Annotated in this window: 21 protein-coding genes; 6 read left to right on the forward strand and 15 right to left on the reverse strand. The window is 45.7% G+C overall.

Annotated elements, in window-relative coordinates:
* Positions 1-137: 137 nt before the first annotated feature.
* The 7 genes from JGK39_RS01495 to JGK39_RS01525 all read right to left on the reverse strand — a co-directional run bounded on the left by JGK39_RS01495 (position 138) and on the right by JGK39_RS01525 (position 5,677).
* Positions 138-911 carry a class II aldolase/adducin family protein gene (locus JGK39_RS01495; protein WP_293297313.1) on the reverse strand — a complete coding sequence of 258 codons (774 nt, stop codon included), beginning with the start codon at positions 909-911 and terminating at the stop codon, positions 138-140.
* 175 nt (positions 912-1,086) lie between these two features.
* Positions 1,087-1,761, reverse strand: a complete 675-nt coding sequence (locus JGK39_RS01500) for a hypothetical protein (protein ID WP_293246918.1) — start codon at positions 1,759-1,761, stop codon at positions 1,087-1,089.
* Positions 1,762-1,922: 161 nt separating this feature from the next.
* Complete coding sequence (locus tag JGK39_RS01505; RefSeq protein WP_293297310.1) at positions 1,923-3,263, reverse strand: NAD(P)/FAD-dependent oxidoreductase; 1,341 nt, start codon at positions 3,261-3,263, stop codon at positions 1,923-1,925.
* A gap of 24 nt (positions 3,264-3,287) precedes the next feature.
* Positions 3,288-3,446 (reverse strand): rubredoxin, encoded by a 159-nt coding sequence (gene rd, locus JGK39_RS01510; protein ID WP_293246927.1) that lies wholly within the window; start codon positions 3,444-3,446, stop codon positions 3,288-3,290.
* Between the two features lie 534 nt (positions 3,447-3,980).
* The gene (locus JGK39_RS01515; RefSeq protein ID WP_293297307.1) at positions 3,981-4,748 is read right to left on the reverse strand and encodes a ChaB family protein; all 768 of its coding nucleotides are present in this window, start codon (positions 4,746-4,748) and stop codon (positions 3,981-3,983) included.
* Between the two features lie 174 nt (positions 4,749-4,922).
* Positions 4,923-5,294: a DUF5615 family PIN-like protein gene (locus tag JGK39_RS01520; protein WP_293246933.1), complete on the reverse strand. Its 372-nt coding sequence runs from the start codon at positions 5,292-5,294 to the stop codon at positions 4,923-4,925.
* Positions 5,291-5,677, reverse strand: a complete 387-nt coding sequence (locus JGK39_RS01525; RefSeq protein ID WP_293297304.1) for a DUF433 domain-containing protein — start codon at positions 5,675-5,677, stop codon at positions 5,291-5,293. Before JGK39_RS01525 ends, JGK39_RS01520 begins: the two co-directional genes overlap by 4 nt.
* Here JGK39_RS01525 and JGK39_RS01530 point away from each other — a divergent pair.
* Together JGK39_RS01530 and JGK39_RS01535 are read left to right on the forward strand one after the other, a co-directional pair.
* Entirely contained in the window at positions 5,665-6,339 is a 675-nt protein-coding gene (locus JGK39_RS01530; protein WP_293246939.1) for a polysaccharide deacetylase family protein, read from the forward strand. The genes JGK39_RS01525 and JGK39_RS01530 overlap by 13 nt on opposite strands.
* 191 nt (positions 6,340-6,530) lie before the next feature.
* Positions 6,531-8,012, forward strand: coding sequence for an S-layer homology domain-containing protein (locus JGK39_RS01535; protein WP_293297301.1), 1,482 nt, complete (start codon positions 6,531-6,533; stop codon positions 8,010-8,012).
* A 208-nt stretch (positions 8,013-8,220) separates the two neighbouring features.
* On the opposite strand, the gene JGK39_RS01540 is transcribed toward JGK39_RS01535, so the two are convergent.
* The 3 genes from JGK39_RS01540 to JGK39_RS01550 form a co-directional block, all read right to left on the reverse strand.
* Positions 8,221-9,396: a tetratricopeptide repeat protein gene (locus JGK39_RS01540; protein WP_293297299.1), complete on the reverse strand. Its 1,176-nt coding sequence runs from the start codon at positions 9,394-9,396 to the stop codon at positions 8,221-8,223.
* Between the two features lie 112 nt (positions 9,397-9,508).
* Positions 9,509-10,360 (reverse strand): hypothetical protein, encoded by an 852-nt coding sequence (locus JGK39_RS01545; RefSeq protein ID WP_293246948.1) that lies wholly within the window; start codon positions 10,358-10,360, stop codon positions 9,509-9,511.
* A 174-nt stretch (positions 10,361-10,534) separates the two neighbouring features.
* Positions 10,535-11,197, reverse strand: coding sequence for a glycerol-3-phosphate ABC transporter substrate-binding protein (locus JGK39_RS01550; RefSeq protein ID WP_293246951.1), 663 nt, complete (start codon positions 11,195-11,197; stop codon positions 10,535-10,537).
* Positions 11,198-11,400: 203 nt separating this feature from the next.
* On the opposite strand from JGK39_RS01550, the gene JGK39_RS01555 reads away from it, so the two are divergent.
* Positions 11,401-12,075, forward strand: a complete 675-nt coding sequence (locus tag JGK39_RS01555) for an acetoacetate decarboxylase family protein (RefSeq protein WP_293246954.1) — start codon at positions 11,401-11,403, stop codon at positions 12,073-12,075.
* Between the two features lie 43 nt (positions 12,076-12,118).
* Here JGK39_RS01555 and JGK39_RS01560 read toward each other — a convergent pair whose 3' ends face one another.
* The 5 genes from JGK39_RS01560 to JGK39_RS01580 all read right to left on the reverse strand — a co-directional run bounded on the left by JGK39_RS01560 (position 12,119) and on the right by JGK39_RS01580 (position 18,667).
* Positions 12,119-12,598, reverse strand: coding sequence for an orange carotenoid protein N-terminal domain-containing protein (locus tag JGK39_RS01560; RefSeq protein WP_293246957.1), 480 nt, complete (start codon positions 12,596-12,598; stop codon positions 12,119-12,121).
* Positions 12,599-13,304: 706 nt separating this feature from the next.
* A complete protein-coding gene (locus tag JGK39_RS01565; protein ID WP_293246960.1) occupies positions 13,305-16,433 on the reverse strand; it encodes an MFS transporter in 3,129 nt (1,042 codons plus the stop codon).
* 493 nt (positions 16,434-16,926) lie between these two features.
* Positions 16,927-17,280, reverse strand: coding sequence for a hypothetical protein (locus JGK39_RS01570; RefSeq protein WP_293246965.1), 354 nt, complete (start codon positions 17,278-17,280; stop codon positions 16,927-16,929).
* A gap of 78 nt (positions 17,281-17,358) precedes the next feature.
* Positions 17,359-18,312 carry a hypothetical protein gene (locus tag JGK39_RS01575; protein WP_293246968.1) on the reverse strand — a complete coding sequence of 318 codons (954 nt, stop codon included), beginning with the start codon at positions 18,310-18,312 and terminating at the stop codon, positions 17,359-17,361.
* A 73-nt stretch (positions 18,313-18,385) separates the two neighbouring features.
* Entirely contained in the window at positions 18,386-18,667 is a 282-nt protein-coding gene (locus JGK39_RS01580) for a hypothetical protein (protein WP_293297296.1), read from the reverse strand.
* A 119-nt stretch (positions 18,668-18,786) separates the two neighbouring features.
* Here JGK39_RS01580 and proS point away from each other — a divergent pair, with 119 nt between their 5' ends.
* The 3 genes from proS (at position 18,787) to JGK39_RS01595 (ending at position 26,008) form a co-directional block, all read left to right on the forward strand.
* Positions 18,787-20,661 (forward strand): proline--tRNA ligase, encoded by a 1,875-nt coding sequence (gene proS / locus JGK39_RS01585; RefSeq protein ID WP_293246974.1) that lies wholly within the window; start codon positions 18,787-18,789, stop codon positions 20,659-20,661.
* Positions 20,662-20,759: 98 nt separating this feature from the next.
* A complete protein-coding gene (locus JGK39_RS01590) occupies positions 20,760-23,732 on the forward strand; it encodes an adenylate/guanylate cyclase domain-containing protein (RefSeq protein ID WP_293246977.1) in 2,973 nt (990 codons plus the stop codon).
* Positions 23,733-23,944: 212 nt separating this feature from the next.
* Positions 23,945-26,008, forward strand: a complete 2,064-nt coding sequence (locus JGK39_RS01595) for an adenylate/guanylate cyclase domain-containing protein (protein WP_293246980.1) — start codon at positions 23,945-23,947, stop codon at positions 26,006-26,008.
* Positions 26,009-26,198 lie beyond the last annotated feature (190 nt).

Raw genomic sequence — 26,198 nt, forward strand, 5'->3', positions numbered from 1 at the left:
CAATCAGGACTAAAGTCCTGACTACGAACCCATTTTATGGTTTGTAGTCAGGACTTTAGTTTTCTTCTTGTCTATGAGTCAATCAGGACTAAAGTCCTTACTACGAACCAATTTTATTGTGGATAATATCAAAGTGGTTAATCTAACAAGTCTGGTTCTCGGCGCACAATCATGTCATAAAGCGGTTGAAAGCTAAACCATCCCATGGGGTGGGATCCGACTTGTTGCTGTGTCAAACGCGCACATTCTGGCTTGATGAGAATGGGTTTTCCGGCTGCTTCCGCCATTAACTGCGCTTGACAAGAACGTTCCATTGCAATAAACCACCATGCTGCTTCATCTACTGTTTGACCTACTGTTAACAGTCCGTGATTTTGTAAAATAATCGCTTTTTTCTCACCTAAAGTTTTGGCGATGCGTTTAGCTTCTTCGATTTCCAAAACAACTCCGGTGTAATCGTCAAATAAAGCTTGGTCTTCATAAAATGAACAAGAATCTTGCGTCAGCGGGTCAAGAATCCGGCCGAGTGTTGACCAACTTTTGCCGTAGGGTGAATGGGCGTGGGCTGCTGCAATTACGTCGGGGCGGGCACTGTGCACTTGCGAATGAATGGCAAATGCTGCTTCGTTTACAGGTTTATTTCCTTCAACAACTTCGCCTTTGTGGTTGACTAAAATTAGGTCGCTGACTCGAATTAAACTAAAGTGCATTCCAAAGGAATTGACCCAGAAATGGTCTAGGTATTCGGGGTCTCGGACGGTGATGTGTCCGGCAATTCCTTCACTGAAACCAAAGCGACCAAATAATCTGAGCGCGGCGGCTAAACGCTGTTTGCGGTGGCGGCGTTCTTCTTCAATTGAGTTGAATGTTGGGGGTTGAAAAGTAACTTTTGGAACTTTTACTGCAATCATAAGCTGTTTGGTAATTAGTCAGTAGTCAGTAGTCAGTAGTCAGTAGTCAGTAGTCAGTAGTCAGTAGTCAGTAGTCATTAGTCATTAGTCATTAGTCAGTAGTCATTAGTCATTAGTCATTAGTCATTAGTCATTAGTCATTAGTCAGTAGTCATTAGTCATTAGTCATTAGTCATTACTTCTTGTTTTGATATTCACTCAGGCGAAGACCTGCGATGTTTTTGCAGTCGAAAGTTGCGTTGTTGCCGGGACGCCGTTCGATTAATTCGATGATTTGTCCTGCTGGATTTTTCAGAAACCACTGAGTTAATGAACCGTAGTTTAAAGGTTTATCTGAGAGGGGCTTGCAGTCTGTGTTTTGCCATATTGTAGCAGCATTCTGCACGTTTTCGACTCGAATTGCGACGTGGTGAACTGCTGCTAATCCTCTTTCTTGCTGGAAGCGGTTTTTTTGGTCGCCGGCTGCGTGGGGCGCATCTAATACTACTAAGCCGCCGGCTGGCATTAATAAGGTCATTAAATGCAGCCACAAATCCGAGGGAACATTGATGTTTTCCGAACAAAAGTTGATCGGGAATAAGTCGGGGCCTTCAACGGTTTTGGCGCCGAAGGGGCGAAAAGATTCGGCGTAGTTTTCGAGGGCGGTGCGGTTGGGAAATGTGATGACAAAGTGGTCTATGGATACTAATTCTCCGTACAGCTTTGTCTCAAAGGTCCAGGTTGTTAAAAATTCGGGAGTGATAAATTTGGGGTTGAATTCTAGCAAGCCATTGTTTTCGATGAAAGGTGAGTCAAGATGGCTGTCTAGGTTGTTGTCTAATTTTAGGGTTGGTAGATTCAAGTTTTTCATGTCTCTCACCCGATGTTAACTTTGCAAAATTGCGAATTTTGTCTGCCTGCTGAAGTTGACGCATATTTGGTGCGCCTAACTTCAAAAATAACACAAAATTTAATACTGGCAAGCCGATCGCCCGATCGCAAGTCCCAAACCTCGATCGATCGAAAATCGGCTTATTTGCCGATCGCAATTCCAGCCAACCACGCCGTAGTCCACGCACTTTGGAAGTTGAAACCGCCCGTCACGCCGTCGATATCCAAGATTTCGCCAGCAAAGAAAAGTCCGGGACAGCGGCGGCTTTCCATTGTCTTAAAATCCACTTCTTTGAGGCTGACACCGCCGCAGGTGACGAATTCTTCCTTAAATGCGCCTTTTCCTGAAATCTGATATTCGCCTTGGACGAGTTCAAGGAGGAGTTTATCGAGAATTTTGTTAGATAAGTCAGCCCAGCGTTTTTGCTCGTCAATGCCGATCGAACTTGTCAAACGTTCCCAGAGGCGGCGCGGCATCGGAAACGGACAGCTAGAGACGATTAATCGGTGCGACAACTGCGATTTGACACCCAGCAGTTGCTGCCGCAAAACCTCTGCATTGTACTGGGGAAGCCAATTAATCAGCACAGATGTTCGATAATGGCGATCGTGCAAAAATCTCGCACCCCAAGCCGAAAGTTTGAGTACAGCAGGCCCGCTGACACCCCAGTGAGTAATTAACAAAGGCCCGCTTTGTTCTAATTTTGCTCCCGCCAATTTCACCTTAGCATTCGGAACCGAAACTCCCGCTAAATCTTTGATTCTGCTGTCAGAAATATTAAAAGTAAATAGAGAAGGAACAGGAACTTCTACAGTATTACCTAACTCTTTTGCCCACTTAAAACCGGAGGGATTGCTGCCTGTCGCGAGCAAAATGCGATCCGACTGCAATTTTTCCCCGGATTTCAACTCTATTTCAAAGGCAGAATTTGGGGAATAAATAGATAATTTATCTGCTGCATTTGTGACTGTCGGGGCAGAGTTTCTAGAACTGCATTCCCCGGTGGAACCTGGGAACGAGTTTGACGAATCCTTCGATGCGGCTGCTAATTCTGTGGTTAATTTCTTGACTGAAACGACTGCATCGCCCGTGCGAATTTTTACGCCTGCATCCTCAGCAGCCCGGATCAAACAGTTAACAATTGTCTCCGAATCGTCTGTAATCGGAAACATTCGCCCGTCTGCTTCTGTTTTCAATTTCACGCCGTGACTGGCGAACCAGTCAACAGTATCGCGGGGTTGAAATCGAGTAAAAGCACCGCGCAGAGCTTTCCCTCCTCTGGGGTAATTCTGCACTAAAACACCGGGGTCAAAACAAGCATGAGTGACGTTGCAGCGCCCGCCGCCAGAGATGCGAACTTTTGCCAGGACTTGGCGGCCTGCTTCTAGTAAAGTGACGCGGGCTTGCGGGTAGGTTTTGGCGCAAGTAATTGCACTAAAAAAACCCGCTGCACCGCCGCCTATGACTGTAATTTTTAGCATTCGATCGGACAAATTTTTTCTCGCTTATTCTGGTTCAAAATCGGATTTTGCGACCCCGCAAGTGGGACAAACCCAATCGTCGGGGATATCTTCAAAGGCTGTACCGGGCGGTATGTCTCCGTCGGGGTCGCCTACTTCTGGATCGTAGACGTAATTGCAAACTGTACAAATGTATTTTTGCATTTGCTTTCCCAATTTTAGATTGTCAGCCTGTTGATTGTACTTGACAGGGCAACTTTGTGCAATACCAGAGGAATTAAATCTTTCACAATTCACAATGCACAATTATAAAATAGACAAGATTGTAACAATAAATAGGACGATGCTCAAAGCCATCCCACAATTTTTTTTTCTTGTGGGATGGCTTTGAGCATCGTCCCAAAATTTGATTAATATCATGTCCGGTCGATTACCATAACAAAAATGGATCGGGCGTGTGTAGGAAAGTCGGCAGCCGTATAGCGGACTGAAGTCCGCACTACGAACGAAGAGTTTAAGAGCGGACTGAAGTCCGCACTACGAACCTTACAGCCGTATAGCGGACTGAAGTCCGCACTACGAACCTTACTTATTGCGGTCACTCGACCGGACATGATATCAAAGGAATTTGGCAATTTTGTCTATTTTATAATCTAAACTCTCAAATATTACAAGCCTCTAAAACTTCGGTTTTAGAGGCTGCATTCTATCTTTTATTAGTTTACCACTGTCAGGGGACTAGACTTTTGCTAAAGGCTTAGTCCAAACGCCACTTTCATCTTCTTCGTACTCCTTGTGAATGGCGTCCCAAGCGGTGTGTTCTGCTTGGATCGAGTCGTTGCTTTCGTCAAATGCGCTGTTGTAGGATTCCATAAAGGTTTTTTGTGCTGCTTCCGACAGGTGCGATCGCACTTCGGGAGACAAGTCAGCCGGACTGTTGCAGCGACCTTTTACAGCGCGCGGTAGGGTCATTTCGCTAACTGAAACTTCTTCGCCGCCTGCGCTTTCTAGCAAGAGTTGAAATTCGCCCGATTTATCTGCGGGAACTTCGGCCATCACGAGAAATTCGCCTGCTTCGACGCGGGTTTGATAGATAGTTGCTTTGTCTTCGGGCATTCCCAAAGCGACTAATGCCGAAACTAAGCCCGCACCGGCCGAACCTGCGATCGCGCCGCTAGCTGCACCCAACAGTACAGCACCCAGCGGACCTGCGGATACTACTGCACCGACAAAGGGGATAAACAGCACGCCGACGCCGGTTAGCAAGCCCAAAAAAGAACCGAATAAGGAACCAAAAATCGCGCCGCTTCTCAGGCCTCCTAAAATCACATCTTTTTTAGTCAGAAAGCCGGCAATTTTAGTTTTGGACTGAAAGTTTTTGCCCATGACTGAGATGTGGTCGCGGGAGACTCCGCGATCGAGCAACCGCCGAATTACGCCGTCTAATTGTTCTTCTTCTTTAAATACGGCTGAAACTGTGCGTTCTGCTAGATATTCCTCTGCCATTGTTCCTCCTTGATGGTTTGTCAATTATTTATGCTTGTTTTTAGTATATGAGGACACTGTAGGGCGATCGCATCGATCTTGAGATAGAGGTCGAGCGACTGCTGGTAGATGGAGTCTATATCAAAGGGGTTAAAGAGGCTGGTAGTTTCCGGTGCGAGCGGTTATTTTAGGCTTTTATTCAGATCTAATGTACTCGGCTAGAAATACCAATTGATCGATCATTTCTTCGGCTGACTTAGCAGCAATCAAGTTGAAAAAACCCCGCAACTGCTCGCCAATCGAGTACCGCTGTTGAACACCCATAATAATTCCAGCATGACCGATATCTTCGGAAATAAAGGTACTGTGCAAACGACAAAAATCTTTAGTGTTGAAACTGTATATGGCACGCCCTTGCTCTGCTGCCCAGATGAGTTGTTCCTCATCTGAACAGCTAAGCTTGTTAGCGTCCGAGGTAGTTATCACGTCTACACCAGAAGTTCGCAGAGCGAGTATCAGCGAGCGTTGGAGAATATCCTCATCCATGTATAAACAAATTCGGCTCACGATAGCTTACCTGCCATATATTCTGCTTCCAAACGGTCATACTCTTCATAGTAAGCTGCTATGGATGCGTCCGTTGCTTCCTTGTTCGCGTAATAGTAAGTGAGCGCTGCATAAATTTGTGCTAAAGTCAAGTGCGGTATTTCATCAATGATTTGTTGTGGAGTCATCCCGGCATTAAAATCAATAGCAATGTTTTCTACTGTAATTCTAGTTCCTGCAATTCGCGGGCGGCCGCCGCAAGTTCCCGGCGTGCGGACAATTAACGTTCCTATCTCAACAGCAGTTGTCATATTTACCTCGATTGAGTTAACTTTATTGTATTGTAGCGCAGCTTCATTTCTACCCGATCGCACTTTCGCAACATTAACCAATGCCACTAGCACCTTTGTTTCCTGTCGTTCATCCCATTCTCAAAACAGCTTTTCCCAGATGCCTGTGGACGGGAGATATCAACAGCCGAGAAATTGCCCTAACATTTGACGACGGGCCGCACCGGCACCACACACCTCAACTGCTAAAAGTTTTAGATAAATACGACATCAAAGCGAGTTTTTTCTGGCTGGGATTTTGCGTTGACAGGCATCCAGAAACGGCTAAAGAAGTGTGCGATCGCGGACACTGGATCGGCCTCCACGGCTACCAGCACGTATCCTTTGCCAAACTCAAAACCCACGAACTAAAACAAAGTTTAGCAGACACGCAAAAAGCCATTAGCAAAGCTTGCGATTTAGACCCAAAATTAATCCGCGACGTGCGCCCGCCAAACGGCATTTTTACGCCGCGAACATTAGAGTTATTGCAACAGTGGGAATATCGCCCCGTAATGTGGAGTGTTGTCCCGGAAGATTGGGTGCGGCCTGGGGTGAAAAAAGTTATGAATCGTGTCGTGCAGCAAACAGAAAACGGTTCAATTATTGTACTGCACGACGGTTATTGCGGCGGCGAAGATGTGGCGACTTCTGCTGATAAAATTATTCCATTGCTGTTGTATAAAGGTTACAAGTTTGTAACAATCGATCGCCTGTGGCAACAAATTTCTGCCTGATTGCTTAGCGTGCGATCGCAAGCATTGCAATCGCCAAGGTTTAAAATTGCTTCGCTTCGACTCGGGATCGCGGCGCGGCTGTGAATGCAGAAATCCTGAGCATGTTAACAGAAACAGGGTAGAATACCTGATATTGTATAAGATTTGCTTCGGTTTCGATCGCAAACAAAGCAAGTAGAGGAGGCTGTGGTATGGTTCGATCGCACAAACGTCAAGCTGTCATCGCTTTAGTGGTAGCCCTGGGGATAATCATCGGCAATTTAGTATTTCCAGACCTGAATGTAGCGCCGGCATTTGCGGAAGCCAAATTTAAAGATGTTAAAGACCATTGGGCCCAAGCCTGCATAGAAGAATTAGCCGAGAAAAAAATCATCAGCGGCTACTACGAAGACGGCACTTTTCGCCCGAACCGCCCCGTCAGCCGCGCTGAGTTTGCGGCGATGCTGCGGAGGGCTTTTCCCGATGCAAAAACCGTCCGCAATCCGATCGACTTTGCAGATATTCCCACGAACTACTGGGGTTATAAACCAATTCGAGAAGCTTATCAGACGGGTTTTTTATCCGGATACAGCGGCAGTATTTTTAACGCGACTTTGAACATTCCCCGCTGGCAGGTTTTGGTAGCCCTAAGCAGCGGCTTGAAATATACGCCTGCTGGTTCAGCGCCTGAGATTTTGAATGCGACTTTTGAAGATGCGCGAGACATTCCCGAATTGGCCAGAAATGCGATCGCCGCCGCCGCCGAAAAACAACTTGTGGTCAACTATCCCGCCGTCAAACAGCTAGAACCGACACGCAATGCTACTCGCGCCGAAGTAGCAACTTTTCTGTGTCAGGCGATCGCCAAACCCGGCAAAACAGCCTTAGTTCCCTCGCAATACATCGCGCAAGTTCCCCCGGATATCGGCCCGCCGAGAACCACAGAAATCTCGGAGTCGGAGAAAGTTCTGGCAGAAGTTTCTTTTGTCAAAGAAGCAGAAAATGCTAAAAATATCCGCATCAAAATCATCCGCAACGGTCAAAGTTTATTAGAAGAACCAGTGCTGATTCCGACTCGTTCTCTAGCAGACAATCCCGACAAAAAAGCCAGCGAGGAAGTATCGGAAGGGCGTTTGTTATCGGTGCGAATCCGCGATTTGGACGGCGACAAGGAACCGGAAGTGCTGGCAGATTTAGTCTCAATTAACAGCGGCGTCCGCTGCTGCAATTATTCGTTTATTTACCGCTACGACTCAGCCGCGAAGAAATACACTCACATCAAGCATTTCTGGGGCAATGTGAGCTACGAAATTGTCGATTTTGGCAAAAATGATATCCCGGAGTTCAAGAGTCTAGACGGGCGATTTGCGGAGGCTTTTACAAATTATGCGGATTCTCGGTTGCCGCTGCAAATTTGGCAGTACCGCCCAGGTAAAATGGAAGATGTTACCAAGCAGTATCTCGTGGAAGTATACACGAATGGTGCTGAGTTGTGGCTGGAATCTCGGAAGCGATCGAGCGAAGATGCAGAGGTGAAAGGGGTGTTGGCGGCTTTCATGGCGAGCAAGTATGTGGCGGGCCAGGAGGCGGAAGGTTGGCGGTTATTGGAGGGGGTTTATCAAGGGCGCGATCGCACTCAATTCTTTGGGAAGTTGCGCGAGTTTTTGGTGAGCACGGGTTATGCGAGTAAGTAGGTTTGGATTTTTTTAACCGCAGATGAACGCGGATAGTCCGGCAGGGGTTGAAACCCCTGCCTCAAAGCTAAAGTCCTCGCTATGAGGACTGAGAAGAAGAATTGTCAACTGATTAGTCCTCTTTAGAGGACTTTAGCTATTAGCCAGGGGTTTAAACCCCTGGCGGACTGGACTGAAGTGAAGTGATTTGATATAATTCCTCTAGTTTTTACCAGCTAAATTCCCTGTTCAAATATTCGGCTAATTCTAGATTGTGCGGCTGAAAATACTGGCGCAGTCGCTGACAGACAACATCATCCGCAGGCTGATAATTTCCACTGTTATATTGTTTGTAATCGCTGAGTTGATAATCTGGCAAATCTAAAAAATCAAAAACTTGTTTTAGTGTCGCCGCCGGATTTGTATAAAATTCTTCACTCTGCAATATTAAAAACTGTTCCCTGGGAAAAAGATTCATCCACTGTTTGAGGCTGCAAGCATAAAGACTTTTGTAAATGTAGTGACAATCTTTCCAATAACTTTTATCTGCTAAACTTGTTTCGGTAGCACCTGCGAGCAATTGCAACTCGGCACCGATCGCCTTTTCAAACGTCCTGCATTCCGTACCGCGCCTCACCAGCATTTGATAGTGCGAAAAAGCGCGAACGACAGGATTTCGCAAAATCGCAATCAGCTTGATTTTTGGCAAACATCCGTGCAATCTTGACGCAGCTAGGGGGTGAGTCAGATAAGTCGGAGTTGCTTCTCCTGTCAAAAAATGGTGCGCGTCTATTGGCGGGGGAAAGTGCGCTTGATACCAAGCTAATCCTTTGTTGAAATGTTCGGAAAAGAAACAGATTTCTTTATTGGCTGCGGGTAAAATCTGAGGGTGTGCAGTGATATATTTGTACAGAGAAGTTGTGCCGCACCTCGGAGAACCGATGATGATGAAATCGGGTTCGCGCAATTGGGTTGAATTCCATTCTACTTGAGACAATTCCGGGCGAGATGCTACAGTTTGCAAGCGGACTGCGGTTTGAAAAAGGGATCTCGACTCCTGGATTTTTCCCTGCTTGCTGAGCGCCACAGCCAAGTTAATGTAGGCTAAGGGGAAATTTGGCAAAATCTCGATAACTTCGCGGTAAAGAGCCACCAAACCGTCAATGAGAGGAGAATCTTTGGGGAGGGGCGCGTACATTAATGGGAAGTAAGCGGCGGTAAAGTTTGGTTGCAGGAGAATGGCTTTTTGGTGACAGGCGACGGCTGCGGCAATTTGCCCGTTTTGTTGCAGGGCTTTTCCTAAATCGTGGTAAGCTGAGGGCGAATTGGGATTTTGGACGATCGCATTTTCGTAAAGCGCGATCGACTGTTGCAATTTTTCGCGATCGTTGAAGCTATTCTGCATTTAAATTGTATTTTAATAAACAATCAAATTATTGTGGGGTAGGCTTTGAGCATCTCCCGAAATATGCAATTTTCCCCCATTGTTTTGGGTAGGTGTAAAATTGGGGCAAAACTCATGCTGGAATCCTGTAATAACCGCGCATCATCACCTTAACATCCAAATGCTTCATATCTGCCGTAGAAGCATCGTGAATCATATTTTCAGTCGGTGCAATATAAGCCTCGCCCGGTGCAATTCTCAGCTTCACCACCGGATATTCCCCATAGCGCTGCATAAACTCATAAGTTAACTGTCGCGTCCAAGGTTTCCCAACATCGGAATCAGAACCTCCCAGCATTTCAAAAATGTCCATCTCAGTCAAATTGACAAACAAAAAATAACGGCTATCCCGCCCTAAATTCACGCAAATCCGATTAGTAGCCTCTTGCTTTTTAGCCAGCGGCAGATTGTCCCAACTATCAGTATGCAAACCGTTGCGACAACCGCGTTTGTTATCAATTGTCGCCGTACTCAATCCCGGCTGTCGGCCTCCCATACCGCTGATAACTGGCGGCGAATCCGACAGACAAAAAGGCTTAAAATAGTCAATTAGTCGATCGAGTATCTGTCCGCATTTTTCCTGAGATTTAAACTCAGCCACCTGTAGGGGAGTGGTTAGCGAAGGGATACCGGAAGCAGCCAACAAAGCCAAAACATCCGCAGGTAAACGCACAATTCCGACACCCGAATAGCGGGGCGGCGGTTCATCAGCCCAAAGCAGGGTTGACTCTGCGGGCGTCGGTTCCCTCCAAGGTTCTTTCGGCATAAAAGCACCTTCACAATACTGAAGGCGATCGGGCGAAGTGTCAACAGCTAGCTGCGTACCCGAACTCAGCCACACTCGGGGAATTGTGCACTCTTTTGTAGTTTCTAACTCCCGATTTTGACAGCGATAAATTACTATACTTTGACGGAGATTGCACATTATTTAATATTGCTCAATCGCACTTACTAAAAACCCGTTCGTAGTAAGGAATTTAGTCCTTTCTTCTCTGTTTGAGGACTTAGGCAAAAAGTAGTTTGACTTGCTACTTATAGCGGTAAGGTGCGCAGTGCGCACCCTACATATATACTAATTTTTACACTTTAGCAATCTTGCCTAATGAGTGCAATGCGTGCAGTGAGTGCAGTGAGAACACATCGCCCCAACCTCAAACCCTTCAGCATTGGGAAACTGCCAGAGAGTTTGTGTTAAAGTTGTGCGATCGACATTTTGGCGAGGAACCGAAGAAAGAGTCAAGACACGGGCTTCGTCGTCTGTACTTTCCACCAAAATTTCGCCCTCAGCAACCTTAATTGCATCTCGGTGCAAAATGCTGATTCCGAACATTCCAGTCATTCCCAATTCTGACAGTTTACCCGCAATTTCATTCAGGAATTCCGAGTTATTGACAACAGCTTCTGACCGTTCAACTGCTGCCGACACAGCTTCAGTAACGCGGACAAATTCTAAGGGAAACCAAACCCATTCGCCTGATGCTTGATTTTGTTCCACCTTCCACATATAAGGAATAGCATCGCCGTATTCTGCGGTTGGCTTAACATAAGCATTGTTGCCATCAAACTCTTCAACCAACCTCTCGTTATCCGAGAGGTCAAAGTGTTTGTGAAGCAAGCAGATACCAACCTGTTTTTGCAAGCCGTGACTGCGGATGATAGCACCGAGTTCGGTCATGTTGTCTTGGGCTTGTTCCAGTAGGTCTCTTGCCGTAAAAAAATGCTCTAAAGTATCGAAAACATCTGGCTTGTAAGATGTCAGCATACAGGTTTAGGTTCCTTCTAAATATTCACTAAGTAGACGATATTTAACTTTTGCTCAAATGTCAACTAATTGCTCGCTATTCGCAGATTAATCTTTCTTATGCGTGAATATACTAGGATGTTATGAAAAAATACCAAAACCTGTTGCTGTTTTAGAGCCTAAGCTAAAATAAATATAAAATATCAGATCTAAAATCACTTAAAATGGTATATTCACCTGCTCCTTGGCGCCTGCAAGGTTATGCTGTTCAGACTTTGCAATTGGTAGATGTAGCACGAGTGCGCCCCTTGGTTCCCTCTGAGTTAGAAATTGTCTGTTTATTGCCAGGAAAAACGCTAGGTGGCATTTATATATCCTCCTACGGGCTGGGTTCCGTGATGGAGTACAATGAGTTAATTGTAGTTAGCGCGATCGCCAGTAATGCAGGAAAATGGGGCGCTTGGATTTCGCACATCTACGTAGACAACCCTAACTCAGTAGCTGGCGGGCGCGAAATTTGGGGACTTCCTAAAGAATTAGCTCAATTTAGTTGGGAAGGCAGCGATTCACTAAAAGCCTCACCGCTAGGCTACCGCGTCACAGTTAGCCAAGGAAATCTGCAACTGTGCAGTCTCAATTACAGCAAACAAAGTTTTGGATTTCCCCTACCTTTGAGCGGAAATGTTTTTAGCGCCGATCGCAGCAATTTGCTAATGTTTAAAGGAGAGTTCCAGTCTCGCATCGGCTTGATTAAAGGCGAAGTAGAAATACCTGAAGAGAGTCATTTTGCCAGTTTAAACTTAGGTCAACCATTGCTCACAGTTGGCTGCGAAGATATGCGTTTAATTGCAGGTGCGCCGGAAGTTGTGGGGAACATAGCTGCTGAATTCAGTTATTAGCTAGAATTTGTAGGTGCGCACTGCGCACCTTACTCAACTCAAATTAAATGCCAGCGCCCGGAGCGGCCCCGGCACCCATTTCTAAAACTGTACCGCGCAGGAAATCAATTTGCTGTTGAAAGTCCATGCCCTGAATCTTTCCTAATAAAGCTTTTCCAGCTTCGGGAAGTTGATAGTCGGGAGGGACGGGAATAATTGTTCCTTCATCCATTCCTACTGCCAGGAAATACCAAAAAGCCAGCTTGGTTTCCGGGCTCATCGAGCCGTACATCCGGCTGATTTCAGTATTGGCTTTTGAGGCAATGTCGCGCATTACTTGCAGTTGTTCCTCGTGGGGCAGCGGCTTGACTTGATCGAACAAACCCTGAGCAATTTCGGAACCGGAAGCACCGGGAGCCGCTGGCGTGATTGACTTGCCCATTTCGGTGTAAACAAACCACAGCAAACCTAATTGGTCGTCTACACTCAAGCTCTGAATATCTACTTTTCCTTGGTCGTAAGCACCGGCAGTAGTAAATGTCATTGAAGCCTCCAAAATAATATCTATTGCTCAGTTTTCTTAGGGCGAAAACTTGTTTTGCGACTTAATGAAAGTTAGCGAATAAATACCTAGGCTAGAATCTTGCTTAAGGTAGAGATGATCCCCGACCGTAATTAAAGATTGATGTGAGGAATCTGCTAGAAAAGTTACAACTAAAGGAGGATGCGATATGTCTCAGGTCAATTACTTTGAAATCGTAAGGTTTGTAGTGAGGACTTCAGTCCTTCTTAATTTTTGCGGACTGAAGTCAGGTTTGTAGTGAGGACTTCAGTCCTTCTTAATTTTTGCGGACTAAAGTCCTCACTACAAACCTTAGTTGTAATCAAGGTTCGTAGTATTTGTAGGGTGTGTCGCTTGCGAACAATCCCTTGCATTCAATCGATAATATCGTGGGGACGCACCTTTTATCAAAATAGTGGTACACAACAATTGTTGGACGAGATTTTTACGCAAGGCTGTTTCCACGATGCGGCCCATGTTTAAGGTGCGTCGCCCTAATATTGTCGATTGAATGCAAGGGCTTTTTCGAGCGACGCACCCTACGAATACTGCTTAATTTTTGCGGACTAAAGTCCTCACTACGAACCTTTTTTTCCGTTGGAACCGAGAGCGTAGGATTTCAAAGAAAATAGGCTGGCACACAGCCAGCCTAGAATCAGGAGAACTTTAATTGAAACTTGTGGAAATTCTAGCTAAACAAACCCGAAATACCGCCGACTGCTATTGCTCCAGCCAAAGCCGAAACCACTACAGAAGTTAGAGCCGTACCGAACAGCCACCAAGCAGCAGTTGCGGCGGCTTCCCGCGCATCTTCTGCTTGCTGCTTGGTCTTGTTCTTGAGCTCTTTAATGCGTTTTTTGGCTTCATCTTGCAGGCGTTCGGCGCGCAATATAACGCTGTCCCGGGCTCCTTCCATTTGGTCAACAATTCGGTGAGCGTCTGTCTCGGAAATGTCGGAACGAGAACTCAGCAGCGCTACTAAGGTACCGCGATCGAATTCACCCAAACGCTGTTTAATCGCGTCAAATCCGGCCTGTGGATCGTCAAATACTTTGCGGAAGTCGCGCTTGATTCCTTCGTAGTTGAGCTCTGGCCGATCGAGCGAATTGAGGTAATCCCGGATTTTTGAGAAAATACCGTCAATTGTTGACTGGAACTTGTCTTGTACCATTTGAATTTGTTCGACAAACTCGTTGCGGACAGATTCAATACGATCGGCAATTTGGTTCGCTTCCTCTTCGGAGATGTCTTCCCGCTGGGACAGCAAGGCTACCAAAGTACCGCGATCGAAGTGCTTCAGCCGATCGCCCAAACTTTGCATCCCCGCTCCCGGCTCGCTAAACAGCAACTGCAAATCGCGCTTGATACCGTCAGGATTGAGTTCTTCCTTGTCGGTATTCCGCAAGTAATTTTCCAAACTTCCTTGGAAATCCTGGACAGTTTTTTGAGCGCGAGATGCCAAGCGGCGGGGCGATTTCACGATGCTGCGAATTGAATCTTGCACGCGATCGATCGTCCGCTCGATCTGTTCTTCGCTCAAATCTTCCCGCTGCGAAAGCAACTTGACCAAGGTTTCGCGATCGACCTGAGACAGTCTTTCCCGCAGCGCCAAGGCACCTTCTTTCGGATTTTCAAACAATTTGGTCAAATCCCGATTGATGCCTTCAGGATCCAGTTCTTCCAGGTTAGTATTCCGCAGGTACTCGCCAATTTTTGCAGTAATTTCTTCGTACTGCTGCTTAGCTTTATCCGCAACAATTTGCGGCGCGTGGATAATGTTGTCGCGCACGGATTCGATTTTGTCGATCGCCCCATTTACCTGTTCTTCGCTGAGATCTTGGCGCTGCGACAGCAGTTGCACCAGCGTATCGCGATCGAATTGAGACAAGCGTTCTCTCAGCGCTTTCAAGCCTGCTTGCGGGTCGCTTAACAGCGTTTGAAACTCGCGCTCGATCGCTTCAGGATTGAGTTCTTCCTTGTTAGTATTGCGGAGATACTCTTCTACCCTTTGGCGTACTTCTTGCGCTTTCGATTTCGCTTGCTCTTGCAATTCTTGAGCTTTGGAAATTACGCGATCGCGCGAACTTTCGAGCCGCCCGATTAACTGATCCGCTTCCTCGGGGCTAAAATCCTCGCGCTGGCCGAGCAATTGTACCAGAGTATCGCGATCGAATTGTGACAGGCGATCGCGCAACGCCTCAAAACCAGCATCGCGATCTTCCAACAGCGCTTGGAAGTCCTTCTCGATACCTTCAGGATTCAATTCTTCCTTACCAGTCGATCGCAAATAATTCTCAATCCGGCTCCGCAAATCCTGAGACTGTTCCTCACCAGCAGCAGCTTGCACAATTTCCAAAACTTCTTGGCGCACGCTTTCAAGCTGTTCGGCAATTTCCCTCGCCTGTTCCTGACTGAAGCCCTCGCGGCGGCCCAGAATCCCTACAAAATAATCGGGATTAAACATCTCTAACTGGCGCAAAACTGCTCCCGGAGAAGCTTCGGGATCGTAAATAACATCCCTAAATTCCTGCTTGATAGTTTCTCGGTTGAGATGCCAAGGTTGAGTATTCAGCAAGTAATTTTCCACATCAGCCTTAGCTGTATTGAAAGGCAGCGCAGGCACTTTATCGCCCACCTTAGAAGCCAAAGACTTAGCTTGTTCCGTCCCTTTTGCAGTCAGTTGCTGCAACTGACCAGAGATTTTTTCCACATCCAAATCCGACAAATCCGTCCGCGACAAAACAGTGCCGACAAGAGCTTCCACACCCAACTGCATCGCGCGCTTCATGTCGCTGCTGGATTCTGATTTGTTTTCCCGAGTTTCCAGAATTTGAGATAGCTTGGCGTTGAGTTCATCAGACTTCAGCAAATCTGGAGCCGCAAATTTAAGAAAATCAATCAATTCTAAATTCGGGTCTTTCTTGTCTTGCTGCTTCCCGAAGGTTTGCTTCCAAACACCTTCGAGTTGGTCGGCAACTTGATTTACTTCCTGTTGAGAAAAGTCTGTGCGGCTGCTAATTAAATCCACAAAAGTTTGGCGGTTAACATTCTTCAGAACGTCGCTTCCCGCAAGAGATTTGATATCAGTATCGCCCAGCAACTTTTCAAATTGACCGCGAATTTCCTTAACATCCAGCTTCGGTAACTGCAAAGAACCGACATAATCTTGGATGGTTTCGCGAATGCTGTCCGGGTCTACAGCCGAGCTCAATTCGCGGCGGACAGCAGCCACAGATGCCTCTACAGTGTTGACCATTTGGTCGCTGGCCATCTTGCCGCCGATCGCGGAACCAGCAGTACCCATGACACCTTGAATGCCGGAAAAAGCAGTTTTGATCAAGGAACCGATCGTGGAACTGACGGCGCTAGAACCCAGCCATACCAGCGTTAAAAAGTACGCCGACCAAATGACCACACCAATAATTGCCGCGCCGTCTACCGAGGCAATTGAAGTTAGTTTGACTGCCAGAAAACAAGCTAAAAATAAAGCTATGTTAACTGTGACTAAAATCCAACCGCCGACTAAGCCTTCGATCTTGCGAACTTTAGTGCCAAAAGTTTCGGACTCATCATCGTCATCGTCGGGCAAAGCCTCGTCCCAGTTGGAGATTTTGGCGGCGATCGAGAAATTTGTTAACAGGAATTGGAAGCCAAAAGCCATGATGACTCCGGCGATTAATGCCACAAAGAACTGAGGGCTCAGAAACATCAGCCCTCCGAGATCGGGGTGGTCAAACGGGACATCTATTTCTATTGGCATTTGAGCAATATTGAATTGGGGACTGTACAGCGACATGAATAACTCGCTTTCAAACATAAATTACCTCCTAAAGTTTGATGCCGAATTAGGCATATTGAAATCAGCCCCTAACTGTTAAGTAGGGGAATTGGGACTTTTTAGATCGTGGTTTGTTTCGTCAGGCTTTATCTTACAGAAGCCTTGATTCGTGCAATCCGGATGAGTAGTAAATCTGTTCTCTAGTTATGTCATCCTTACTGCTGATTATGGCTCTTGAAGCTGAAGAATAAATCCGTCTAAAGTCAGAAATGGGTTTTTTTGCGAGTGGTAGCAGCAGAGTTCGCCCAAAAAAGGCAAGTTTGAGGCGGGGGCGATGGCTACCCATTATCAATACGAATAAAGTGCGATGCGGTGTACCTTAGAATGGTGAATTAAATAATTTACATAAACCTGTGGGATGGGCGTCTCGCCCGTCCCTTATAGACGGGCGAGACGCCCATCCCACAAGAACAATCAAAATTGCAGGTTATTTAATTCTCATTCCTCAGATATCGTAAAGTGCGCTACCGAGTTAGGATTCCGTTTGATTTTCCGGCAGAAAACTAGCTAGTAATTCGGGGCGATCGAGCTGCATACTCAGTCGTATCATTTCAAGAGGTTCTAGTTGAATCAAAGGCTCAATTATTTGGGCTAATTCTTCATCGATTTCGCCAAATCTTACTTGTAATATACCCTCAAGAGTCTCGCGTTTAATTTGCTGAATACCTTGCTCGATACCTTGCTGAATACCTTGCTGAATACCTTGGTCGATACCTTGCTGAATAACTTGCTGAATACCTTGGTCGATACCTTGCTGAATACCTTGCTCGATACCTCGCTGAGTTGCTTCTTCAAGTCGTTGCAAATAGAGCGGTGACAGTTCCATAATTAACTCCGGATTTTCTCGACAATAAATAATAAAATGATTTAGCGCACCCTACAGATTGTAAAGTGCGCTGCTGAGTCATGATTGCGATTGATTTTTTTGTTCAAAATGAGCTAGCAATTCAGAGCGATCGAGCTGCATCATCAGCCGCGCAATCTCGATGGGTTCTAGTTGAATCAAAGGCTCGATTATTTGGGCTAATTCTTCATCAATCTCACTAAATTTTGCTTGTAGCAGATTCTCAACCATCAGGCGTTGAGCGCGCTGCATACCTTGCTGCATACCTTGCTGAATACCTTGCTGCATACCTTGCTGCATACCGCGCTGAGTTGCATCTTCAATTCGTTGCAAATAGAGGGGTGACAGTTCCATAATTAACTCCCGATCTTCTCGATCTGTGTCTTGGCGGACTTCTAAAATCGTTCGCAAGTTGTACAACAATTCTAGCGCGTTCAACCGAAAGACATTATCAGACGGTAATTCTCTCAATTCGGCAATAGCTTGCTTTTGGACGTTTCCCTTCCCCAAAACCCTCAGCCACAGCGTTTCGGGAGTGCGGGGGAGTTGGTGAATAGCAACGATCGCTGCTTTCAGAGACACATTCAAAAAATAAACTCCGCTTACCCAATTTTCAGGTTCAGAAGTCGCCCCAAATCCAGCTAGCATCGCGTCGGAAACAGTCGGCGACAGTATCCAGAGTTGGGGTAAATCAGCCTCTGCAATCCGGGTATTATCTCTAGTGGCGACTCGTTCATATTCGGCGTGGACATCAAAGAGTTTTCCCAGACAACTGCGAATTTCTCCGGTTTGTACTGGACTGCGGAATGGTTCAATTACAGCGGGTTTTGCTGCGATTTGACCCAGAATGCCGAGGGCTGTTGGTTCGACATCAGGTTCGGCTTTCGGGGCAAAGAAAACGTCAATCTGCCTCACTTCTCCAGCAATGTCATGGCTGGTTTCGACTTTGCCGAGAGGCGTTAATAGTTCTTTGAGATATTGTTTTGCGAATTGATCGTGAATAAATCTGGTCATGATAATTATCAGCTATAAACTGTTTAAAAACCTCGCTACCAACTGTCAAGTGTCAACTATCAACTATCAACTATCAACTGTCAACTGTCAACTGTTTGCAGCATTTACCCTCACAGTTGCGCCGGCTGCGAATGCAGCCGTACTCCTCAAAACGTTCGCTGTGTTTGCGAACAGTAGGATAGGCTACCAAATGTAAAGGAATTCCGATTAGTTTGTACAGCAATCTACCAGCAGCATGAAGAATATCCCAAATTTCGCTCAAATTAGGCTCTCGAACAAATTCTCCTATTTCATCTTTTAGGGCTACCCACTGAGATTGCAGAGTAGGATTGTGACAATTATCAAATGCTGTCATACCTTTTTGATAATTTTTCCAAATTTTATTCATAGATTTAATCAAATCAGGCTGAGTTCTGATAATATCAGAAGTTAATCTGAGATGACAATTATCCGGTATTTTAAGGAAATCAGCCAATGCGACTCTCTCAAATGCTTTTCGTCACCCTGCGGGAAGACCCCGCAGAAGCAGAAATTCCCAGCCACAAACTATTACTCCGTGCTGGATACATCCGGCGCATCGGTAGCGGCATTTACGCTTATCTGCCTTTGATGTGGCGAGTTCTCAAAAAAGTCTCTCAAATTGTGCGGGAAGAAATGGACGCTACCGGCGCTCAAGAATGCCTCCTCCCGCAACTGCAACCTGCCGATTTGTGGCGGGAATCGGGCCGCTGGGATACCTACACTCAAGCTGAAGGTATTATGTTTGCTATGACTGACAGGCAGCAGCGAGAAGTGGGACTGGGGCCGACTCACGAAGAGGTAATTACTACAATTGCTAAGGATATGATTCGTTCCTATCGGCAATTGCCCGTACATCTCTATCAAATTCAAACTAAGTTTCGCGATGAAATTCGCCCGCGTTTTGGGTTGATGCGCGGTCGCGAATTTATTATGAAAGATGGCTATTCTTTCCACACTAGCGAAGAAAGCTTGAAGAAAACTTATCAGGATATGGCTCAAGCTTACAGCAATATGCTGCGCCGCTCGGGCTTGGAATTCCGAGCGGTAGATGCTGATTCTGGTGCGATTGGCGGCTCTGGTTCTCAAGAGTTTATGGTGCTGGCAGAAGCGGGGGAGGATGAAGTTCTCTATACTGAAGATGGTCAGTATGCTGCTAATGTGGAGAAGGCTGTGTCGATGCCTGCTGATGCCCAAGTTTCGCCTTTTGCAAGTTTTGAAAAGCGGGAAACGCCGGGGACTGAAACAATTGATAAACTTTGCAAATTTTTGAAGTGTTCTCCGACCCAAGTTGTTAAAAATGTGCTTTATCAGGCTGTTTATGATAATGGCACGACTGTCTTGGTGTTGGTAAGCATTCGCGGCGACCAAGATGTGAATCAGGTAAAGTTGTTGAATGAGTTGACAAAGTTAGCTGGCAATTATCAAGCTAAAACTGTTTTGTTTTTGACGGTTCCTGATGCGGAAGCTCAGCAAAAATGGGCGGCTAAATCTTTGCCTCTGGGTTATATGGCTCCGGATCTTGGTGATGATTATATCGCCTCTAACCCCCCCCAACCCCCCCTTACCAAGGGGGGGCAACAAGATTCAAATCCCCCCCTTACCAAGGGGGGGCAAGGGGGGGTATCTCCCAAGTTTTTGCGTTTGGTCGATCGCACCGCTGTCGATCTAACAAACTTTGTCACTGGTTCTAACGAGTCAGGATACCACGTTGTCGGCGCTAACTGGGATAAAGAATTTTCCCTACCTGCAATGGTTGTGGGCGTTAGAACTGCTAAAAAGGGCGATCGGGCGGTGCACAACCCCGAACAAACCTTGCAAAGTGCCCGAGGAATTGAAGTCGGCCACATCTTCCAATTAGGCACCAAATACTCGCAAGCAATGGGCGCCACCTACACCAGCGAACAAGGCGAAGAAATGCCCTTTATCATGGGCTGCTACGGCGTCGGCGTGTCGCGGCTGGCTCAATCTGCCGTAGAACAATCCTACGACAAAGATGGGATAATTTGGCCGGTGGCGATCGCCCCGTATCACGCCATCATTAGCATCCCCAATATTTCCGACGCCCAACAAGTAGAAGTCGCCGAAAAACTCTATACAGAACTCAATCAATCTGGCATTGAAACCCTGTTAGATGACCGCGAAGAACGAGCCGGAGTTAAATTCAAAGATGCAGATTTAATCGGCATTCCCTATCGAATTGTAACTGGTCGTTCCCTGAAATTAGGGAAAGTTGAAGTTGTGGAAAGAGCAACTCACAAATCCCATGAAATTCTGATTGATGAAGTCAATTATACTTTAAAACAGTGGATTGATGCCGCCATCAAATAAGTTTTTGTAACGGTAAGGTGCGCGCTGCACCTACATTGAGGCTAGCAAGGTGCGCGACGCGCACCCTACATAAACTTCTATAAAACTTAAAACTCGATATGAATCTGAACCTAAATCAGTTTCTTCGATTCCCTCAATCCAGAATTTGGCGGTACTTAGCCCAAGTAACTGTCGTGGCGATCGCTTTCGCCGTGGGGGCGAGGCTAGCATTTGCAATTCAAGGTGTCAATCCCTTTGCTTCCTCAGTGTGGCTGCCCGCAGGAATTGCACAAGCCGGACTTTTATTGTTTGGCCCAAAAGCTTGGCCTGCGATTGTTTTGGGTATATTTTTCCTCAATTTAGTTAACCCAAGCGAACAGATATTTGCAATTTGGGTGGGAGGCAACGTAGGAGCAGTTTTGCAAGCTGTTTTTGCAGCCACTGTGCTGCGCTGGCTGGGGTTTCGTCCGTCTCTAGAACGTTTGAAAGATGTAGTTAATTTAATTTTATTGGGCGGTTTAGTTTCTACTCAGATTAGTTGCACTATTGGCGCGTTTTCCATATATTTAGCTGGCAAAGTAGATTGGGCAGAATACTGGTCGCTCCGGTGGAATTGGTGGCTGGGAGATGCAATGGGAGTTTTAATTTTAACTCCTTTGATTTTAATATTTTTGCGTCCTAAGGCAACCGCCGATCGCTTAAAAAGACAAACCGAACTCCCTAAAAATTATTTAATTTGGCGGGGAGTATGGTTAATATTATTAATTGGGGTAAGCTGGCTTGTCTTTGAGTCAAAAAATGAAGCTTCTATTTCTCGCTATCCCCTGGAATATTTGCCGTTTCCTTTGATAATTTGGGCGTCGCTCCAATTCGGTCAGCGGGCCGCTGTCCTAGCATCGTTCATTGTCTCAAGTATCGCAATTTTTGGCAGTTCTAATGGAGGTGGGCCATTTATAGCCAAAGCCGACAATATCAATCAGGCTATCTTGTTTTTGCAATCTTTTATGGCGGTAGTTACGATTACCTCGCTGTTATTGGCTGCGACGGTAGCCGAACGCGCGGAGGCAGAAAATTCTCTGCGAGTAAGCGAAATTAAATATCGAGAATTGGTGGAAAATGCTAACAGTATTATTGTCAAACTAGCTCCGGACGGCACGATTACTTTTTTTAATGAATTTGCAGAAATATTCTTTGGCTACAATCAGGAAGAAATCATTGGCAAAAATGCAGTGGGAACAATTATTCCTGTGAGTGACATCGCAGGAAATAAATTAGAGTTGGTTTATAATGAAATTTTACAAAATCCCGATCGCTTTACTAGCTATGAAAATGAAAATATCCGGCGTAACGGATCTCGCGTTTGGGTATCTTGGGCAAATAAACCGCTGTTTGATGCAGCGGGAGAACTCTTGGGAATCCTCTGCATCGGCACAGATATCACCGATCGCCGAAAAGCTGAAATAGAGCTGCTTCATCTGAACGAAAAGCTGGAAATCCGAGTGGCAGAGCGGACAAATGCCCTCAAACAAAGCGAACTTCAGCTACAGAAACAGAAATCGGCATTAATTGATTTAGCCAAAAATAAAGCGCTGAATCAAGGCGATTTAACCAAAGCGCTTCAAGAAATCACTGAAACTGCTAGCCGTACTCTGGAAGTTGCGCGATCGAGCGTCTGGTTGTACGATCGCCCTAAATCCAAGATGGAGTGCCTGGATTTGTTCGATCGCGCCCTCAACCAGCACTCAGAGGGTATGGAATTAGCAGAAGCAGACTATCCTGTCTATTTTCAAGCACTGCGAGAAGAACGCGCAATTGCTGCCTTTGACGCGCAAAAAGATTTTAGAACTAGAGAATTTGTGGAATCTTACCTAATTCCGTTCGGCATCACTTCCATGCTAGATACACCGATTCAAATAGGCGGAGAAACAGCAGGAGTTCTCTGTTTGGAACACGTAGGAATGCCGCGCTATTGGACTATCGAAGAACAAAGTTTCGCTGTTTCTCTAACAGATTCTGTAACTTTTGCAGTGGAAGCGCGAGAACGCCAGCGCGCCGAATCAGCCCTGCGGCAAGCTGAGGCCAAATACCGCAGCATTTTTGAGAATGCGATCGTCGGCATTTTTCAAACTACTCCAGATGGCGAATATCTCAGCGTCAATCCTGCTTTAATTCGCCTTTACGGTTACAGTTCCTGCGAGGAGTTGATGGGAAATTTAACTGATATCAACCGCCAGCTATATGTATACCCGGAACGCCGCGCCGAAGTCATCCACTTAATGCGAACAAACGGCAAAGTATCGGATTTTGAATCTCAAGTTTACCGCCAAGATGGCAGTATAATTTGGATTTCCGAAAATGCTTATACTGTCTGCGACATACATGGAAATTTGCTTTATTACGAAGGTACTGTCGAAGATATCACAACTCGCAAAGAAGCTGAAGCAGCTTTGCGCTTAGAACAAGAAAAATCTGACCGTCTCCTCCTCAACGTTTTGCCGCAAGCGATCGCCGAAAGACTCAAACAAGACCAAAGCATCATCGCCGATACTTTTGCCGAAGTCACAGTATTGTTTGCAGATATAGTCGGTTTTACTCAAATTAGCTCCCAAATTTCTCCGCCGGAATTAGTTTCCTTGCTTAACGAGATTTTTTCGACATTCGATCGCCTAGCCGAAAAGCACGGATTGGAAAAAATTAAGACGATTGGCGACGCTTACATGGTAGTTGGAGGGCTGCCGATGCCCCGCAGCGATCACGCAGAGGCGATCGCCCAAATGGCCCTGGATATGCAGCAGGCAATTATTGACTTCAGCAATACCAACAATCAAGATTTCAGCATCAGAATCGGCATCAACAGCGGCCCGGTTGTCGCCGGAGTCATCGGCATAAAAAAATTCATTTACGATTTGTGGGGAGACACCGTTAACACCGCTTCCCGCATGGAATCCCACGGCTTACCCGGTCAAATTCAAGTTACATCTGCAACTTACGAGCGATTGCAGGACAAGTATTTATTAGAAAGTCGCGGCACCATTGAAGTCAAAGGCAAAGGCGAGATGAACACTTATTTTGTCACAGGAATCAAGTTATAAAATAAGGAAGATGAAAGAGGCAAAAAGGAAGAAGTAATAGTAGTTGTAGGGTGTGTCGCTAGTGAAAAAACCTCAATTTAAATCAATTTTTTGAGTAGCAACGCACCTGTGCTTAGCCCGTACAAACAAAGCCAAAGATTCTATTTAAATAATTAAAAATCTCCTAATAGTTTTGACGGTTGGTATAGTTAGTTAAAAATATAAAAGTCACTATGAACCAAAACAAAAATCAATTTATGCGATTTATTCAATCTATAAATTGGCAATATTTAGGAAAAATAGCTGTCATTGCCTTTGCTTACGCTTTAGGAGCTAAAATAGCATCTTCAATCCCCGGCGTGAATAAATTAGCTACCTGCGTCTGGCCGCCCGCAGGAATTGCCCAAGCAGCAGTTTTATTATTTGGTCGGCGCCTTTGGCCGGGAATAGCTTTAGGCGTATTTTTTTACGAGACTCTCAACCTCAAAATATCCTTAATAAATGCAACAATTAGTGCTTTTTGCGGTTGTTTGCAAGCTTTATGTGCATTTACTTTGCTGCAACAGTTCAAGTTTCGTCCCTCACTCGATCGGCTGAGTGATGTAGTCAATTTAATATTTTGCGGTGCTGTAGTTGCCACTCAAATTAACTGCTCTCTCGGTACGCTGCGTCTGTGTTTGACTGGTCTAGTTCAGTGGAGCGAATATTGGACAATTCGGTGGAATTGGTATCTCGGAGATACATTAGGAGTTTTGATTTTTACTCCACTGCTGCTGATTGCATACCAAAAAATAACGGCACGTCATTCACCAAATACACGCCGTAAGACACTTGCAAGTCTAATTTGGCGTGGCATCTGCTTGCTGTCATTGGTAACAGTCAGTTGGCTAGTATACAACTCAAAAAGTGATAGCCATCTTTCCGGTTATCCCCTTGAATACTTGCCATTTCCGTTGGTTATTTGGGCGACCATTCAATTCGGACAGCGCGGGGCTGTTTTAGCATCTTTCCTTGTATCCAGTATCGCCATTTGGGGCGGTTCTCAGGGAGGCGGCCCCTTTATTGCAAAAGCCATAACTATCAATCAATCAATTTTATTTTTGCAGGCTTTTATGAGCGTAATAGTAGTTACTTCGCTGCTATTGGCCGCCACAATTAGCGAACGTGCATCAGCAGAGTATTCGTTACGGGAAAGCGAAATCAAGTATCGGGAATTGGTAGAGAATGCTAACAGCATTATTTTAAAAATAGATACGGAAGGGAATATTACTTTTTTTAATGAATTTGCACAGAAGTTTTTTGGTTACAGGGAAGAAGAAATACTGGGAAAAAACGCTGTTGGCACAATTGTCCCCCTGACAGATACAGCGGGAAACGACCTGAAAGTATTATTGAACAATATTTTAAAGAACCCGGAAGAATATACGACAAATGAAAATGAAAGCATCCAGCGTAACGGAACTCGCGTTTGGGTATCGTGGGCAAATAAACCGCTGTTTGATGCGGCAGGAAATTTCGCGGGACTGCTGGCAATCGGTACGGATATCACAGACCGCAGGCGGGCTGAAATTGCGCTTTACAAGCTGAATGAAGAGTTAGAATCTAGAGTTGAAGAACGAACTAATGCTCTGCATGAAACTCTCAAAGCGCTGCGCTATCAGCAGGAACAATCCGAGCGCTTGCTATTGAATATTTTGCCTGAAGAAATAGCAAATCGGTTGAAGCGGGGAGATAGCACGATCGCAGATACTTTTGCTGATGTTACTGTCTTGTTTGCGGACATCGTAGGTTTTACTCAATTGAGTGCGCGAGTTTCTCCTACAGAATTAGTTGCGTTGCTGAATGACATTTTTTCGACATTTGACAACCTAGCAGAAAGGCACGGTTTAGAAAAAATTAAGACGATTGGCGATGCTTACATGGTTGTTGGAGGGCTGCCAATTACTCGCCCCGATCATGCAGAGGCGATCGCAGAAATGGCACTGGATATGCAGGAGGCAATAATTGATTTCAGCAATACCCACAATCAATATCTTAGCATCCGAATCGGCATCAACACCGGCCCGGTTGTCGCCGGAGTCATCGGCATTAAAAAATTTATTTACGATTTGTGGGGAGACACCGTTAATACTGCTTCCCGCATGGAATCTCACGGCAAGCCCGGGAGCATTCACGTCACATCTACAACTTATCATAAATTGCAGAAAAAGTATGTATTTGAGAGTCGCGGTGCGATCGAAGTTAAAGGTAAAGGGATGATGACTACTTATTTACTGCAATGCAGAAAATTTATTTAATTCAGGTTTGTAGTGAGGACTTCAGTCCTTTCTTTTCTTACTTAGGAAGAAGGACTAAAGTCAGGTTTGTAGTGAGGACTTCAGTCCTTTCTTTTCTTACTTAGGAAGAAGGACTAAAGTCCTCACTACGAACAGGTTTTTTCGTAAAAGTAAGGGCGATCGCAGAGGTTTGTAGTCGGGACTTCAGTCC

Source organism: Microcoleus sp. PH2017_12_PCY_D_A, from assembly GCF_020738565.1.
GTDB lineage: Bacteria > Cyanobacteriota > Cyanobacteriia > Cyanobacteriales > Microcoleaceae > Microcoleus.